The organism is Daejeonella rubra, assembly GCF_900103545.1.
In the GTDB taxonomy this organism is placed as follows: Bacteria; Bacteroidota; Bacteroidia; order Sphingobacteriales; family Sphingobacteriaceae; genus Daejeonella; species Daejeonella rubra.
In genome coordinates this window covers 235,600-252,256 of the sequence record NZ_FNHH01000002.1, presented here as the reverse complement: position 1 = coordinate 252,256, position 16,657 = coordinate 235,600, and the positions used below count along the sequence as shown (strand labels likewise).

At 37.0% G+C, this 16,657-nt stretch carries 13 protein-coding genes and 1 tRNA gene; 7 read left to right on the top strand and 7 right to left on the bottom strand.

The features are described from left to right. Positions 1–34 precede the first annotated feature (34 nt). The 7 genes from BLR27_RS02610 (at position 35) to BLR27_RS02580 (ending at position 9,719) form a co-directional block, all read left to right on the top strand. Entirely contained in the window at positions 35–2,305 is a 2,271-nt protein-coding gene (locus tag BLR27_RS02610) for an ATP-dependent helicase (protein WP_090699228.1), read from the top strand. A 63-nt stretch (positions 2,306–2,368) separates the two neighbouring features. Continuing rightward, positions 2,369–3,043: a DUF4290 domain-containing protein gene (locus BLR27_RS02605; RefSeq protein WP_090699225.1), complete on the top strand. Its 675-nt coding sequence runs from the start codon at positions 2,369–2,371 to the stop codon at positions 3,041–3,043. A gap of 207 nt (positions 3,044–3,250) precedes the next feature. Next, positions 3,251–4,576, top strand: a complete 1,326-nt coding sequence (gene murA / locus BLR27_RS02600) for a UDP-N-acetylglucosamine 1-carboxyvinyltransferase (protein ID WP_090699221.1) — start codon at positions 3,251–3,253, stop codon at positions 4,574–4,576. Between the two features lie 349 nt (positions 4,577–4,925). Then, positions 4,926–6,224, top strand: coding sequence for an NAD(P)/FAD-dependent oxidoreductase (locus BLR27_RS02595; protein WP_090699217.1), 1,299 nt, complete (start codon positions 4,926–4,928; stop codon positions 6,222–6,224). 6 nt (positions 6,225–6,230) lie between these two features. Further along, the gene (locus BLR27_RS02590) at positions 6,231–7,547 is read left to right on the top strand and encodes a 4Fe-4S binding protein (RefSeq protein ID WP_090699212.1); all 1,317 of its coding nucleotides are present in this window, start codon (positions 6,231–6,233) and stop codon (positions 7,545–7,547) included. Between the two features lie 2 nt (positions 7,548–7,549). Further along, complete coding sequence (locus tag BLR27_RS02585; protein ID WP_090699208.1) at positions 7,550–8,251, top strand: glycosyltransferase family 2 protein; 702 nt, start codon at positions 7,550–7,552, stop codon at positions 8,249–8,251. 19 nt (positions 8,252–8,270) lie between these two features. Continuing rightward, positions 8,271–9,719, top strand: a complete 1,449-nt coding sequence (locus BLR27_RS02580; RefSeq protein ID WP_176767587.1) for a glycosyltransferase — start codon at positions 8,271–8,273, stop codon at positions 9,717–9,719. Between the two features lie 4 nt (positions 9,720–9,723). Here BLR27_RS02580 and BLR27_RS02575 read toward each other — a convergent pair whose 3' ends face one another. From BLR27_RS02575 to BLR27_RS02545, 7 genes are all read right to left on the bottom strand, one after another. Then, entirely contained in the window at positions 9,724–11,085 is a 1,362-nt protein-coding gene (locus BLR27_RS02575) for a pyridoxal-phosphate dependent enzyme (RefSeq protein ID WP_090699201.1), read from the bottom strand. Positions 11,086–11,289: 204 nt separating this feature from the next. Beyond that, positions 11,290–12,147, bottom strand: coding sequence for an AMP nucleosidase (locus tag BLR27_RS02570; RefSeq protein ID WP_090699382.1), 858 nt, complete (start codon positions 12,145–12,147; stop codon positions 11,290–11,292). A gap of 48 nt (positions 12,148–12,195) precedes the next feature. Then, complete coding sequence (gene clpX / locus BLR27_RS02565) at positions 12,196–13,434, bottom strand: ATP-dependent Clp protease ATP-binding subunit ClpX (protein WP_090699197.1); 1,239 nt, start codon at positions 13,432–13,434, stop codon at positions 12,196–12,198. Positions 13,435–13,436: 2 nt separating this feature from the next. Beyond that, positions 13,437–14,135, bottom strand: a complete 699-nt coding sequence (gene clpP / locus BLR27_RS02560) for an ATP-dependent Clp endopeptidase proteolytic subunit ClpP (protein ID WP_090699194.1) — start codon at positions 14,133–14,135, stop codon at positions 13,437–13,439. A gap of 96 nt (positions 14,136–14,231) precedes the next feature. Then, a complete protein-coding gene (gene tig, locus BLR27_RS02555; protein WP_090699190.1) occupies positions 14,232–15,578 on the bottom strand; it encodes a trigger factor in 1,347 nt (448 codons plus the stop codon). Between the two features lie 67 nt (positions 15,579–15,645). After that, positions 15,646–15,727: transfer RNA gene (locus BLR27_RS02550), tRNA-Leu, on the bottom strand. 125 nt (positions 15,728–15,852) lie between these two features. Continuing rightward, positions 15,853–16,653, bottom strand: coding sequence for an ABC transporter substrate-binding protein (locus tag BLR27_RS02545; RefSeq protein ID WP_090699185.1), 801 nt, complete (start codon positions 16,651–16,653; stop codon positions 15,853–15,855). Between the last annotated feature and the right edge of the window lie 4 nt (positions 16,654–16,657).

Below are 16,657 nucleotides of genomic sequence, written 5' to 3'. Positions count from 1 at the left end.
TTAGTAATTTAGCAGACAAAAACAGGAGTTAATTTTGGATTATTTAGATGGATTGAATCCTTCGCAGCGTGCAGCAGTAGAGCAGACCGAAGGACCAGTGATGATAGTGGCGGGTGCAGGATCAGGAAAAACGCGAGTTATAACCTACCGTGTGGCACATTTGATAAGAAAAGATGTAGATCCATTCAACATTCTGGTACTCACTTTCACGAATAAAGCCGCGAAAGAAATGCGGGAACGCATTATGAAAGTGGTTGGAAACGAAGCCAAAAACATTTGGATGGGAACATTTCACTCCGTTTTTGCCAAACTCCTTAGAGTTGAATCAACAAAAATTGGCTATCCAAGTAACTTTACAATCTATGATACAGATGATAGTAAAAGTCTGCTCAGAGCGATTATAAAGGAAAAACAATTTGACGAAAAGCTCTATAATGTCAACTTTGTTTACAATCGTATCTCCTCCTCGAAGAACAACCTGGTTTCACCGGCAGCCTATTTGCAAAACGCTCAAATTCAGGCTGAGGACTTTTCAACCGGTCGGGGAAGCATCGGTGAAATATACCAAATATATGCGCAAAGATGCTTTAAGGCTGGTGCTATGGACTTTGATGACCTCCTCTATAAAACCAATGTTCTTTTAAGGGAGCATCCGGAAGTTCTATACAAATACCAGAATAAATTCAAGTATTTAATGGTTGATGAGTACCAGGATACTAATTATTCACAATACCTTATCGTAAAAAAACTTGCTGCAAACAATGAAAATATATGCGTAGTTGGTGATGATGCTCAAAGTATTTATGCTTTTCGCGGTGCGAACATCCAAAACATACTAAATTTTGAAAAGGATTACCCAGACCTGAAAGTTTATAAACTAGAACAGAATTATCGGTCTACTCAAAACATTGTCAATGTAGCCAACAGCATAATTGCAAACAATAAAAATCAACTAAAAAAATCTGTATTTTCTGAAAATGAAACAGGAGATAAAATAAAAGTATACAGAGCTTTTAGCGATAATGAGGAAGGTAAAATAGTTGCTGAAGCTATTGCTCAGGAACAGGCTTTAAAAGGGTCTAAATACCATGATTTCGCTATCCTGTATCGCACAAATGCTCAATCGAGAGCAATGGAGGAAGCCCTTCGAAAACTTAACGTTCCTTACAAAATATATGGTGGCCTTTCGTTTTATCAGCGAAAAGAGATCAAAGACCTTATCGCTTACTTTAGATTAACATTCAACCCTAACGATGAAGAAGCAATAAAAAGAATCATCAATTACCCTCGACGAGGAATTGGAGATACCACAATTGAGCGGATTATGATAGCTGCTGATCAAAACAATCTGACCATATGGGAAATAATTTGTAACGCACATAAGTATCTTGATTCCCGAAGCTCTGGTTCGGTTGCAAATTTCGCATTACTTATCCAAAGTTTTCAGGTAATGACTAAAACTCATTCCGCTTATGATACAGCGCTGCATATAGCACAACATTCAACTCTACTTAAAGATCTCTATTCAGACAAATCAGTTGAAGGATTAAGCAGGTATGAAAACATTCAGGAATTACTGAATGGCATAAAAGAATTCAGCGAACGTGAAGATATTGAAGAGAGAAGTCTTGACATTTTTATGCAAGATGTTGCTCTCCTGACTAATGATGACAACGACAAAAATCCTGATGCAGATACAGTATCGTTAATGACCATTCATTCAGCTAAAGGATTAGAGTTTGACAATGTATTCGTTGTGGGCCTGGAGGAGAATCTATTCCCTTCTCAAATGTCCTTAAGTTCAAGAACAGACCTGGAAGAAGAACGTAGATTATTCTATGTTGGAATAACCCGCGCTGGTAAAAAACTTACTCTTTCATATGCAACATCACGTTACCGATGGGGCACTTTAACTAGCTGTGAACCCAGCCGATTTATTGAAGAAATTGACGCAAGGTATCTTGAACTTGACTTTAAACAGGCGCAAAAAAAAACGGACAATCCGTTTTTGGATGAAGAACGATCTCCATGGCAGCAAAAAGAAATGTTTAGCAAACCTAAACCATCTTCTTCAGTAAGAACAAGTTCTATATTACCAAAAGCTCATGTCCCAAGTGAGGGATTCAGTCCATCCGATACTTCGGGCTTACAAGTTGGTATGGAAGTGGAGCATGAGAGATTTGGTTTTGGAAAGGTTATCAATATGGAAGGCAACAAACCAGACATAAAAGCAACTATATTCTTTAAAGATTTAGGACAGAAGCAATTATTATTAAAATTTGCTAAATTGAGGATTATAAAATAAAATCAAAATCGCAATTTAAGGCATTTAAACCGCATATTTGTACTGCGAAATAATACAATTACAATGACATTCGATTATAATACTACAAGGAAAAAATTAATATTAGCCGAATATGGACGTAATGTTCAAAATATGGTGAAATATATTGTTGATTTACCTACCAAAGATGAAAGGAATCGTTATGCTCAGGTTGTCATAGATTTGATGGGGTTTTTAAATCCTCATCTTCGTGATGTAGCTGATTTCAAACACAAATTATGGGACCATCTACATATCATCTCCGACTTTAAGATCGATGTAGATTCACCATATCCAAAACCTTCCGAGGATGCAATCAGATTTAAACCTGCCCCTCTATCCTACCCTCAACAACGTATTAAATATAAACATTACGGCAAGACAGTTGAGTTAATGATAAGCAGAGCTAAAGCAATCGAAGATCCAGAGAGAAAACAAGCTATGGTGCAATCAATTGCTAATTTCATGAAAATGGCTTATGTAACCTGGAATAAGGATAGTGTTGCAGATGAAACTATAATCAAAGATCTGCGTGAAATGTCAAATGGAGCATTACAACTTGAAGAAAATGTAAATCTTCAGCGGGTTGAAGTTAGACAAGCTGTCTCACCCAGCAGACAACGAAATTCAAACCAAAATAAAGGAAGACAAAACACTAACCGGAATAATCCAGGCTCAAATCGTCAGAGGACTAATAACCCAAGTGGCAAACGCTACTGACTTCACTCCGATTAATAATATTAAAAGTCCCTCGATTCTGCTCCCCTTAAAAAAAACACAGCCGAAAATTCTAAAAAAATGAAAGCAATGGGCTTTTCTATCTCTTAATAAATACTATTTCATTTTATTCAAGGAACAAAAGCTAGTTTTTGTAAATTAGTGCTTTCCCCAATTAACTAATCTCTTATTTAAAATTTCGCAGTACAGATGAACGCATTTGAAATTGTTGGTGGTAAGCCCCTAAAGGGCGAAATAATACCTCAAGGAGCAAAAAATGAAGCATTACAAATAATTTCAGCTGTACTACTGACTGAAGAAAAAATCACTATCAGTAATATTCCAGACATAAAGGATGTAAATAAACTGATTGAACTGGTTAGTGACCTTGGTGTAAAAGTTGAACGGTTAAATAAAGATACCTATACATTTGAGGCTACAAATATTAATCTCGATTTCTTCCAATCCGAATCATTCAGAGCCAAAGGAGGCAGCTTGAGAGGTTCAATAATGATAGTTGGACCATTATTGGCTCGCTTCGGAAAAGCTGCCATTCCAAAACCGGGAGGTGATAAAATAGGACGTAGAAGACTAGATACACACTTTTTGGGGTTTGAAAAATTAGGTGCTAAATTCATTTATGATAAAAAAACAAATTTCTTTAACGTAGACGCAAGCAATCTGAAAGGTGCTTATATTTTACTTGATGAGGCCTCTGTAACAGGAACTGCAAATGTTGTCATGGCCGCAGTTTTAGCTAAAGGAATAACCACAATTTATAACGCCGCATGCGAGCCTTATCTTCAGCAACTGTGCAAAATGCTCAATCGTATGGGAGCAAAAATAACAGGGGTTGGTTCAAACTTGCTAAAAATAGAAGGTGTAACTAAACTTGGTGGAACAGAACATCGTTTATTACCTGACATGATTGAAATTGGATCATTCATTGGCCTGGCAGCTATGACTGAGTCTGAAATTACCATTAAAAATGTTCGATATGAAGAACTTGGAATGATCCCTGAGGTATTTCGGAAGCTGGGCATAAAATTTGAATTAAGAGGAGATGATATCTTTATTCCTTCCCAAAAACATTATGAAGTAGAAACTTTCATTGATGGTTCAATTATGACCATTGCTGATGCTCCATGGCCTGGATTCACACCAGATCTATTGAGTATCATGCTTGTAATAGCAACACAAGCCAAAGGGAATGTGCTTATACACCAGAAGATGTTTGAAAGCCGTCTGTTCTTTGTCGATAAATTAATAGATATGGGTGCCCAGATCATTTTATGTGATCCACATCGTGCTACAGTAATTGGACTTGATAAAAAAGTAAAACTTCGCGGTATAGAAATGACTTCCCCAGACATCAGAGCGGGTGTATCCCTACTTATTGCAGCTCTATCTGCACAGGGAACCTCTATAATCTATAATATCGAACAAATAGAGCGCGGATATCAGGATATTGACGTACGTCTTAGAGCTTTGGGTGCTGATATCAAAAGGATTGAGGCGTATGCTAAAGGACACTGATCAAAGATTGGTATAATAACGTATTAATGAGGTAATTTTTAAGTTCACTCAGCTTTAGTATTTTTGCCATGAATGCTATTGTCTAATAGAATTGATTTTAATTAGATTTTTAATAAAGAAAAATTAAGAGTTCAATAAGTAGATTATTCCTAAAAACCAGGATTAAACTACTCCAAGAAAGGGATTACGGTCAAAATTGGACAATTAAGACAATAAATCTTCAAAAATAGTAGTCTGCATAAAATTTCTATTGCCTTAAATACAGATTAAAAATCCAATAATAGATGGTTTTCCGTATAATAGTATTATTGGTCAAGTATAACTCAAAAGCGCGTATTAAATACTATTTATGAATATTATCATAATAGGAAACGGCATTACCGGTATTACCTGTGCCCGCAACATACGTAAGAAAAATTCAGATGCGAAAATAACTGTCATCTCAGAAGAGAGCGAACATTTCTACTCGCGTACGGCCCTTATGTACATTTACATGGGGCACATGAAACATGAAAATACCAAACCCTACGAAGACTGGTTCTGGAAAAAGAATAGAATTAATCTAGTAAAGGCATCTGTTAAAAGCTTAGATCCAGAGAATAAAACTATTCAATTAGAGGATAATAGTTTCTTATCTTATGACAAACTGATTTTGGCAACAGGGTCAATTCCAAACAAATTTGGCTGGCCGGGAGAAGACTTAAAATGTGTTCAAGGTCTCTACAGTATTCAGGATCTTGAGGAAATGGAGAAAAACACCTCCAATATTTCTTCAGCTGTTATTGTTGGTGGCGGATTAATTGGTATTGAAATGGCTGAAATGCTTCACAGCCGAAATATATCTGTCACTATGCTGATTCGTGAGAATGCCTATTGGGCCAATGTATTACCACAGGAAGAAGCCCAATTAATTGGGAATCACCTCCATAAACATGGGATTGATCTGAGATTCAATACAGAACTCAAAGAAATCCGATCGATCGATCGGCTTGGCGTAAATAGCATTATTACCAATACTGAAGAAATCATTAATTGCCAGTTTGTAGGGATAACTACAGGAGTTAAACCCAACATTAATTTCCTAAAAAATAGCACATTAGAAATAGAGAAAGGAATATTGGTAAATGAATTTTTAGAAACCAATATCCCTGATATTTTTGCTGCCGGAGATTGTGCCCAATTTCGTTTTGCAAAAATAGGTGAAGCTCCTATAGAACAGTTATGGTATACTGGTAAAATGCAGGCCGAAACATTAGCTAACACGATATGCGGTCACAGAACATCATATGACCGGGGCATTTGGTTCAATTCAGCAAAATTCTTTGATATTGAATATCAAACCTATGGAAAGGTTCCTCCTGTCATTACCAATGAACAAGAAAGCTTTTACTGGGAACACGAAAATAGCAAAATTTCATTCAGAGCCAATTATAACAAATCAGATAGAAGTATTCTCGGGTTTAATTTTATGGGAATACGGTTCAGACAAGTTATTGCTGAACAATGGATACGTGATCAAAAAGAGATAGAATATGTTATAGAACACCTAAACCAGGGCTGGTTTGATCCTGAATTTTCGAAAGCTCATTATAAAGAAATAGCAAAAGCATTCATAGATTTTAATATAGATGCATCATTTTCCAAATAAAAAAAAATGCAAGACAATTCCTTATCAATAGCAAAGCCATCAGAAAGCCTTCTTTCACAAAAGATAGGCGCAACTCTTATTGCAGCTGCAATACTTTGTTCAATAATTGCATCATCTGGTCAGGGAGAAACTCAGCCTGAACTCTTTTTTTGGTTAATTATCAGCTTGGTTTTTTCAGGAGGAATTATATTTTCGATTCCATATTATAAAGCAATACCAGGAATAAAGAACAATGGTATTATGCAGAGCCCCGCAACAAACCGGGGTGCAATTGCCTGGGGAATTGCCATTTTGATGACGGGATTTTACATTATTCTATATTGGTTTCCCTATTATTTAGATGGACTGATCAGGATAATGGACCCAATAAGCATGATACTCAGGAACAAAGTATCTGATCAGTGGTTTTTATACGGCACTTTCTACACCCTGGCAGTTCTCATTATGGGTATTCGTTTCATCGGTAAGTACAGACACAGCAGATACCAGATTTTGAGAACCTTCTCTGTTATGTTTTTCCAGCTTGGATTTGCCTTTTTAATTCCTGCATTTTTACTGAAATTGAATCAACCTGAATTTTACTTCTCATATTTCTGGCCATTAAAATATTCTTATCTGTTCCCGAATGACATCGATTATCTGATCAAGTCCGGGAATATTGGTGTTTTTATGGTTTTCTGGGGCCTTGTCATGACTTTTATTGCCACACCAATATTGACCTATAATTATGGCAAACGCTGGTATTGCTCATGGATCTGTGGCTGTGGTGCTTTAGCGGAAACGCTTGGAGATCCATACAGGCAAAATTCGGATAAATCACTCAAAGCATGGAAAGTGGAACGCTGGATGGTCCATTCTGTGTTGGTATTCGTTACTTTAACCACAGCCTTATTATGGTTAAATTCATGGAAGAGCGGTACTATTCTTGGCGATGCATCCGGATTATTTTCGCAATGGTATGGATTTATGATCGGTTCGGTATTTTCAGGGGTGATCGGAACTGGATTTTACCCAATAATGGGATCAAGGGTTTGGTGTCGCTTCGGATGCCCGATGGCAGCAATTCTTGGACTATTTCAACGGTTCAAATCAAAATTCAGGATAACAACCAATGGGGGGCAGTGCATCTCATGCGGCAATTGCTCCACTTATTGTGAGATGGGTATCGATGTAAGAGCCTACGCTCAAAAAGGCGAGAATATAATTCGTGCCTCATGCGTGGGATGCGGAATATGCTCAGCTGTCTGCCCAAGAGGAGTTCTTAAACTGGAAAACATGGAGGAAGAAGGAAGATTTGAACCTTATAATCGTCATGAAATTTAATAATGAGTGCTGATACCAAAAAACCAATAGTTTATGTAATCATACCTGCATTCAACGAAAGTCAATCGATAGGGAAAGTCATTTCAGATATTCCCAAACTGGTACATGAAACGATTGTTGTTGATAATGCTTCCACAGATAATACAGGGAAAGTTGCAAATGAGCACGGGGCTACTGTCCTAAGGGAAAATAGAAAAGGATACGGATACAGCTGCCTGAAAGGTATTGATCATCTCCAGTCAAAAGCAGATCCTGAAGATATTATTGTATTCTTAGATGGCGATTATTCAGACTTTCCTGGCGAAATTAACATACTTATTGCCCCAATACTAAATTCAGGTTATGATATGGTGATCGGGTCAAGAGTTTTGGGTGTAAGGGAACCAGGATCTATGCTTATTCAGCAAATAGCAGGAAACTGGCTGGCAACACAACTGATAAAATCATTCTACAATGTCCATTTTACGGACCTGGGACCATTCAGAGCAATTCGATGGAAAGCCTTGCAACAAATAGACATGAAGGATAAGACCTTTGGCTGGACAGTAGAAATGCAGGTAAAGGCAGCAAAACACAAAATGAATTTTACAGAAGTACCGGTAAGCTATAGAAGAAGAATTGGAGTAAGTAAAGTATCCGGGACTATCTATGGAACTATTATGGCCGGATATAAAATATTACTTACCATCTTTAAAAATATTTAATCCGGGATTCAAATCAATCATGTTAGCGCTTGGCATTATAATTTTATATAGTTTTTTTTTCTTCTTCATCATCCTCTTCAGTCTTGGACAGTTAGCGCTGCTAATTACTTTTTTAGCAAACAGGAATAAAGTAAATCCCAAAATTCAATTAGAAACCTTTCCTCTTATAACCATCCAGTTACCAATTTATAACGAACGATTTGTAATTAAAAGACTCCTGGATTCAATTTCCAATTTAAACTACCCTAAAGACAAGTTAGAAATACAGGTTCTTGACGATTCTAATGATGATACAAGTGCTATTATTGAACAAATAACAGGGAAATTAAGGGCATTAGGTTTTACAATCTCTCATATTAAACGCGAAAACAGAACAGGATTTAAGGCGGGTGCTCTACAAAACGGGTTAACTTTGGCTACAGGAGAATACATTGCGATTTTTGATGCCGACTTTATTGCGGGTCCGGATTTTTTGATCAACACTCTACCACATTTCAGCCATGATAAAATTGGAATGGTGCAAACCAGATGGGGACATATCAATCCACGGGAGTCATGGCTCACAAGAGCACAGGAAATCGGACTAAACAGTCACTTTATTATTGACCAGGATGGTCGTGCAAAGGGTGGATATTTTATAAGTTTTAATGGCACCGCTGGAATTTGGAGAAAATCCTGTATTGAAAATGCAGGAGGATGGGAAGCTGATACACTTACAGAAGATCTAGACCTGAGTTATCGTGCCCAAATGAAAGGATGGAGGTTCAATTATTGTCCTGAAATCATTTCTCCTGCGGAACTTCCGAATCTGCTCAGTGCAGTAAGATCACAACAATTTCGATGGATAAAGGGAGGAGTTGAAACCTCCAAAAAACTGATGGTCAGACTATGGAAATGTAAACTACCTCTTTCAACAAAATTGTTTGGAAGCCTGCAGCTCCTAAACAATTATATCTATGCATTTATCCTCATAACAAGTTTGCTAAGTGTTCCTCTAATGATTTTGAAGAATAAATCAACTGAATTTGATCAGTTCTTTAATTGGAGTACCTCATTAATTATAGTCTTGCTAATCAATTTTCTTTATTGCTTTACAGCAATTTTAATGGATAAAAAGAAAGCAATTGACGCAATAATAGAGATCATAAGTGCATTTCCGATAGCTATAGTTGTATCGATGGGTATGTCATATCACAATACCATAGCTATTTTAAAAGGAATTCAAGGCCAAAAAACAGCGTTTATCAGAACCCCAAAGTTCAGCGAATCAAAAGAGGAAAATCACTATTCAAAGAAGCAGAGGCTGGGGAAATTTATTCCTGAATTTCTACTATTTATTTATTTTTTTCTAGCTGCTCTTGCCGGACTATATTTTAAGGATTTCGGATTTCTGATCTATCATTTATTAATGTTATCAGGTTTTGGTTTTGTTCTGTTTTGTGCTTATGATGAGAGATCAGGTCAATAATTGATCAGACTGATATAGCATTGATGATATCATATTGAGTTATGATCTCAATATTACCATTCTGATCTTCAACAAGAACCGCCATATTTTCTTTATTAATAATACTTGTGATCTTATCTATGGTTGTATTCAGATCCACAAAAGGAAAAGAAGCAGTCATGATATCCTTTACAGAACCCGAACGAAGTGATGGATTCTCCAATACTGCGTTCAAAATATCGCTCTCCGTTATTTTCCCTACAACCATTCCTTTCTGAGTAACTGGAATCTGGGAAATATTCAATGATTTTATTGTGTTGATTGCCTGCAAAACAGATTGTTCACAATCAATGGTAACAATTTCTTGTCTCCCGCGTTTTGATAAAATTGACTTAGCTGTAAGTTTCTCATCAGCAAGAAAACCACGCTCCCTTAACCAGTCTTCATTATACATTTTGCCCATGTATCTGGAACCATGGTCATGAAAAATGATAACAACTACATCACCTTCTTTTAGTTCATCCTTCAACTGCATAAGTCCGGCAAGTGCAGATCCTGCAGAATTACCAGCAAATATTCCCTCTTTTCTGGCAATATCCCGGGTCATCAGAGCAGCATCCTTATCTGTTACCTTTTCAAATCGGTCAATGATATTAAAGTCTACGTTTTTCGGCAGAAAGTCTTCCCCTATTCCCTCGGTAATATAAGGATAGATCTCATTTTTATCCAAAATTCCCGTTTCCTTGTACTTTTTAAACACGGATCCATAAGTATCAATACCCCATATTTTTATATCAGGATTCTGTTCTTTAAGGTATTTACCAGTACCTGAGATAGTTCCACCAGTACCAACCCCAACTACAAGATGAGTGATCTTACCATCTGTTTGTTTCCAGATTTCAGGACCGGTCTGTTCATAGTGAGCCAGAGAGTTTGACAAATTATCATACTGATTTGGTTTCCATGAATTTGGAACTTCACGCTCCAGGCGCGAGGAAACAGAATAATATGATCTGGGATCTTCAGGGTCAACATTTGTAGGACACACAATAACTTCAGCCCCAAAAGCCCGCAAAGCATCAACTTTTTCTTTTGACTGCTTATCTGTGGTAGTAAAAATACACTTATAGCCCTTTATTATTGCTGCCATTGCAAGCCCCATTCCAGTGTTTCCGGATGTGCCTTCAATAATAGTACCTCCTGGCTTCAGTTTACCGCTCCGCTCTGCATCTTCAATCATCTTCACGGCCATCCTATCCTTAATTGAGTTACCAGGATTGGTTGTTTCGATCTTTGCTAAAACCGTAGCTTTAACATCCTTCGTTATATTGTTCAATTTGACCAAAGGAGTATTCCCAATGGTTTCAAGAATATTATTATACCACATAGTGCAAAAATAAGCATTTAAGCTCGTAACAACAGATTAAATGCCAAAAGTGAATAAAATACAAAGATTGTATCGCATCTATTAAACACACGAAATTATATTTTAAAAATCTACTGTTTTAGTAGTATTAACCAATGGAAATTGGGTGAAAAACAGTATATGTCTTAAGTTAAATATGGTTAATATATCTGGAAGCTATTTGGATTAGAATTTCAAATGCTTCACAGTTAAACCATTATTTATCAATTGCTTTAATGAGTCTATTCCCACTCTCAGGTGCGTCTCAACATACTGTTCAGTAACATTTGAATCACTTTCAGCTGTCTTTACACCCTCTGGTATCATTGGTTGGTCTGATACCAATAATAATGCACCTGTTGGAATCTTATTCGCAAAACCGGTTGTAAAAATTGTTGCAGTTTCCATATCAACCGCCATTGCTCTTAAAGTTTTGAGATATTTCTTAAAGCTCTTATCATGCTCCCAAACCCTACGGTTAGTAGTATATACAGTTCCAGTCCAATAATCACGCGAGTGATCACGAATGGTTGTTGAGATTGCCTTTTGCAAAGCAAATGCTGGTAATGCAGGAACTTCAGCAGGAAGATAATCATTGGAAGTTCCCTCACCTCTGATTGCAGCTATTGGTAAGATCAGATCACCGATCTTATTCTTCTTTTTTAATCCTCCACACTTTCCCAAAAACAAAACTGCCTTTGGCTGAATGGCCGTCAACAGATCCATCATGGTTGCAGCCATGGGGCTACCCATTCCGAAATTTATTAATGTAATTCCATTGGCTGAGACACTCTGCATAGGTTTATCAAGTCCGATTATAGGAGCATTATCATTCCATTCCGAAAATAAGTTGAGGTACCTGGAAAAATTAGTTAATAGAATAAATTTACTAAACTCTGTTAATGGACGGCCGGTATAGCGGGGCAACCAGTTGTCAACAATATCCGACTTATTTTTAAGTCCCGATTTAACGGGAGTCTCAACTTCAGTAGTCTTTTTTACAGATTCCGGAGCTTCAACTTTGGGTTCTTGTTTTTTATTCATAATTCCATTTTTTAGCTTACAAAAAACCCCGATTGAATCGGGGCTCATTTATGCAACTTTTAACTTTTTCAGATCAGATTTTTCAAATTTATCTTTGGCATAATCCAGTGTGATATACAATTCTTTTCCTGTTTTACCTGAAGGCGTTTCATACATAGCATCGATCATGATTGCTTCACAAATCGACCTTAAGCCCCTCGCGCCAAGCTTAAATTCCATTGCTTTATCAACAATGAATTCCATCACATCCTTCTCAAACTCAAGATTTACATTTTCATATTCAAACAACTTTTTATACTGTTTGATCAGTGAATTTCTTGGTTCCGTCAATATACTTAATAAAGTTTCCCTATCCAATGGATTCAGGTGAGTAATTACCGGAAGCCTTCCAATCAGTTCAGGTATAAGTCCGAATGATTTAAGATCCTGTGGGGTTATATATTTATATAGGTTTTTCAGGTCAATATTAAACTCTTCTTTTTCAACTTTGTATCCAACTGTTTGAGTCCGAAGCCTGTTCGCGATCTTCTTCTCAATACCATCAAATGCTCCACCACAAATGAACAGAATGTTATTTGTGTTTACAGCGATCATTTTCTGATCAGGGTGTTTTCTTCCTCCCTGGGGCGGAACATTAACTATAGTTCCTTCTAATATCTTCAATAAGGCCTGCTGAACCCCTTCTCCTGACACATCGCGTGTAATAGAAGGGTTATCACTCTTGCGGGCGATCTTATCAACCTCATCAATATATACAATACCACGTTCGGCAGCAGTCACATCATAATCTGCGGCCTGTAGCAAACGTGTCAAAATACTTTCTACATCCTCTCCAACATATCCAGCTTCAGTTAACACAGTAGCATCACAGATACAAAATGGCACATTTAATACTTTGGCGATGGTTTTGGCAAGTAAAGTTTTTCCAGTTCCTGTTTCGCCAACCATTATAATGTTCGACTTTTCAATTTCCACCTCATCTTTCCCAATTTTTTGGTTCAGACGCTTGTAGTGGTTATAAACAGCCACAGAAAGTATTTTTTTTGCCTGATCCTGTCCAATCACATATTGGTCAAGATGCGTTTTGATCTCTATAGGCTTTAAAAGGGTTTCAAAAGTTTGAGTTGATTTAGTTTTACGGACATTAAGTTCTTCCGCAAGGATCTGATTAGCCTGAGTAACACACTTATCACAAATATGGGCATCCAGACCAGCGATCAGCATGAGCGTATCCTGCTTGCCGGAGCCGCAGAATGAACATTTAACATCTTTATTTCCTTTACTCATTCTTATTTATCTCCGGTTCCAACTAATACTTCATCAATCATACCAAACTCTTTGGCTTCATTTGCAATCATCCAATAATCGCGGTCAGATGCCCGTTCAACCCATTCATAGGTTTGACCTGAATGTTTGGCAATGATATCGTAAAGTTCTTTTTTAAGTTTTAACATCTCACGCAAGTTGATCTCCATATCAGATGCAACACCCTGAGCACCTCCAGATGGTTGATGAATCATTACTCTTGAGTGAGGCAATGCCGCTCGCTTACCTTTGGTTCCGGCACAAAGCAATACAGCTGCCATTGACGCTGCCATACCGGTACAGATAGTTGCAACATCAGGTGATATATATTGCATAGTATCATAAATACCTAAACCTGCATATACAGAACCACCGGGAGAATTAATATAGATCTGGATGTCTCTTTTAGCATCAGTTGATTGAAGAAACAATAACTGGGCTTGTATGATATTCGCAATCCCCTCATGAACCGCATCACCTAAAAAAATGATCCTATCCATCATTAAACGTGAAAACACATCCATTTGTGCTACGTTTAATTGACGCTCTTCAATGATATATGGAGTCATTGCAGTAGGTAAAGAAGCATTTTGAACCCTTCCAATAAAACTATCTACATGCTGACTTCCTATGCGATGATGTTTTACCGCATATTTTCTGAATTCGTTCTTATCAATGTTCATTTTGAGATATTCTAATTATTATTTAACACTTATTTTTAATGCAGTAAATGAAAGATCAAAATAAATGGAATTAATAAGACCAAAAACAATCATCATTTACTTTAACTCAAGGAATTTATCATATTGAATTTCCTTTTTATCTAAGGTAATAACACCTTTCAAATATTCAAATACATGCTGAGCTTTAACCTCTTCAAATATTCTGTTTGCATTTTCTTTATTCTGCAAAAACTGTGCAGTATACTGTCCCAGTTGTTCCTCAGAAAGCGGCTGCGGACTGTACATACGGAACTGAGAATCTAAACGATTTTTAGCAGCTGCAAAGACTTCTTCATATTTGATCTCGAGTTTATTATCCTTAATGATCTTATTTTCAATTAAAGTCCAGCGAAGGTTACGTGCAAAATCTTCATAACCCTGTTCCAATTCCTCATCGCTCAGTTTTTCATTGGTCGCTTTTAACCAGCGCTTTAAAAATTCATCAGGAAGGCTTAGTTTAACTTTATCTAAACCAAACTGAAGCATATCTGCCTGAAGTTTCTGGTCAGCATTCTGAACCATCATGCTTTCAAGCTCTTCTCTGATCTTCTCTTTAAACTCCTCTTCAGTTTTAACAACATCAACACCGAATATCTTATCAAAGAACTCCTGATTCAAATCTCCTTCTTCCAGACGATTAATATTCTTAACCGTTAACTGAAATTTAGATTTCAGGTCTTGTGCATCCTCTTCAGAAATATTTAAAACCTTGGCAATAATTGTAGCATTGCCATCAAATGCTTTTTGAAGATCCACATCCACTATATCTTCTTTCTTTAATCCAATAAGTGACTTTTTAATCTTAGTGTCACTTACCTGATCTAAACGAACAGATGCAGTAGCACTAATACCACCTTCAAAAACAGAACCATCAGCAGAAAGTTGCTTTAAATCTGCATACAAAACATCATCATCTGCCGATACGTCAGGATTTGACATTTTGCCATAGCTTTTTCTTAAGTTGGTGATACGGGATGCCAGAGTTTCAGGATCCACCTTCACCTGATAATTGACCAATTTATCTTTAGATGTAAATTCAAGGTCAAACTCAGGAGCCAATCCAAGTTCGTAAACGAACTCAAAATTATCGGTAAAATCCCAATTAAACTCCTTGCTGTCATCGATCTTAGGCAATGGCTGTCCAAGAACTTCAAGCTTATTATCGGTTATATAATTACTTAATGTATCATTCAGAATATTGTTGACCTCATCAACTAAAATACTCTTACCATACATTTTTTTTATATGCGCTGCAGGTACCATTCCAGGACGGAATCCAGGCAATTTTGCTTTTTTAGCCTGGGCTTTGATCGCCTTTTCTACACGCTCTTTGTAATCTTCAGGATTAATCTTAACAGTAAGTACAGAATTCAGATTGTCTATTTTGTCCTGTGTAATGTTCATTTTCTGAGTTTTATGTCGTTTTAGTTTATACAAAAATTCCCCGGTTTGTAGCCGGGGAATTAATCAGTGCGGATGAAGGGACTCGAACCCCCACGCCGTGAAGCGCCAGATCCTAAGTCTGGTGCGGCTACCAATTACGCCACATCCGCATATTTAGGATTATTTTCAAAATTCTTCAGATCAATGAGCGTAAAAACTCAGCTTTTCTAGAAGTATTTCGGTCGGCAAAACTAACCTTTTTCTACATAATTACAAAATCTATTGTGCTTATTATTTAAGAATGACAATTTACTTGCTTTATAAGTGATCTTAAATAGTCAGGGGTATGCAGAAGCCGGCTGCCATACCAGGAGAATAGCTCTCCATCCACGATCAATACTTTTGAGTTTGGAAACTTAGACTTCATCTCCTGAGCATGTTCATCCTTAAATGGATAGGGCTCTGAAGATAGAAATATCACTTCCGGACCAAGCTCCTCCAACTGCTCTAAACTCACTACAGGGTACCGGTTCATAGTTAATGAATTAGCAAAACCAGCCTTTGCTAAAATATTATCAATAAATGTATTTTTTCCAGCCAACATGTATGGATCCTTCCAGATAAAATAAGCAGTTTTTAAATTGTCTGCACTTACAGATTGAAGATCTGCAAAACTATTTATAATAGTTGAAGCAATTAATTCGGCCTCCTCAGCATGCCCCGTCAGAATACCTACCTGTTTTATCATCTCTACAGAATCTTCAAGAACCAGGATATCACTCATCCAAACTGGGAATTCGTTCATTAACTCCTCCATTTGACTCTGTTCGTTTTCCTCTTTGTTTCCTATAATAAGATCCGGATTCAAACTTCTTATTTTCTCCAGATTAAGCTTTTTTGTGCCACCAACCTTTGTTTTAGACTTGAACTTATCATTTGGATGGATACAGAATTTAGTTATTCCGATTACCTCCTCGTCTAAACCCAAGTCAAAGAGAAATTCAGTTTGCGAAGGAACCAGCGAAATAATCCTTTTGGGTGGATAATTAAGGGAAATAACCCGACCCATCTGATCTGTAAATGTGCGTTTTTGCATACTT

What these genes read in the sequence shown, in the direction of transcription:
- tig (WP_090699190.1), bottom strand. Translation starts at nt 15,578, where the DNA reads ATGAACATTACACAGGACAAAATAGACAATCTGAATTCTGTACTTACT.
- BLR27_RS02570 (WP_090699382.1), bottom strand. Translation starts at nt 12,147, where the DNA reads ATGAATAAAAAACAAGAACCCAAAGTTGAAGCTCCGGAATCTGTAAAA.
- BLR27_RS02575 (WP_090699201.1), bottom strand. Translation starts at nt 11,085, where the DNA reads ATGTGGTATAATAATATTCTTGAAACCATTGGGAATACTCCTTTGGTC.
- BLR27_RS02585 (WP_090699208.1), top strand. Translation starts at nt 7,550, where the DNA reads ATGAGTGCTGATACCAAAAAACCAATAGTTTATGTAATCATACCTGCA.
- clpP (WP_090699194.1), bottom strand. Translation starts at nt 14,135, where the DNA reads ATGAACATTGATAAGAACGAATTCAGAAAATATGCGGTAAAACATCAT.
- murA (WP_090699221.1), top strand. Translation starts at nt 3,251, where the DNA reads ATGAACGCATTTGAAATTGTTGGTGGTAAGCCCCTAAAGGGCGAAATA.
- clpX (WP_090699197.1), bottom strand. Translation starts at nt 13,434, where the DNA reads ATGAGTAAAGGAAATAAAGATGTTAAATGTTCATTCTGCGGCTCCGGC.
- BLR27_RS02590 (WP_090699212.1), top strand. Translation starts at nt 6,231, where the DNA reads ATGCAAGACAATTCCTTATCAATAGCAAAGCCATCAGAAAGCCTTCTT.
- BLR27_RS02595 (WP_090699217.1), top strand. Translation starts at nt 4,926, where the DNA reads ATGAATATTATCATAATAGGAAACGGCATTACCGGTATTACCTGTGCC.
- BLR27_RS02605 (WP_090699225.1), top strand. Translation starts at nt 2,369, where the DNA reads ATGACATTCGATTATAATACTACAAGGAAAAAATTAATATTAGCCGAA.
- BLR27_RS02545 (WP_090699185.1), bottom strand. Translation starts at nt 16,653, where the DNA reads ATGCAAAAACGCACATTTACAGATCAGATGGGTCGGGTTATTTCCCTT.
- BLR27_RS02580 (WP_176767587.1), top strand. Translation starts at nt 8,271, where the DNA reads ATGTTAGCGCTTGGCATTATAATTTTATATAGTTTTTTTTTCTTCTTC.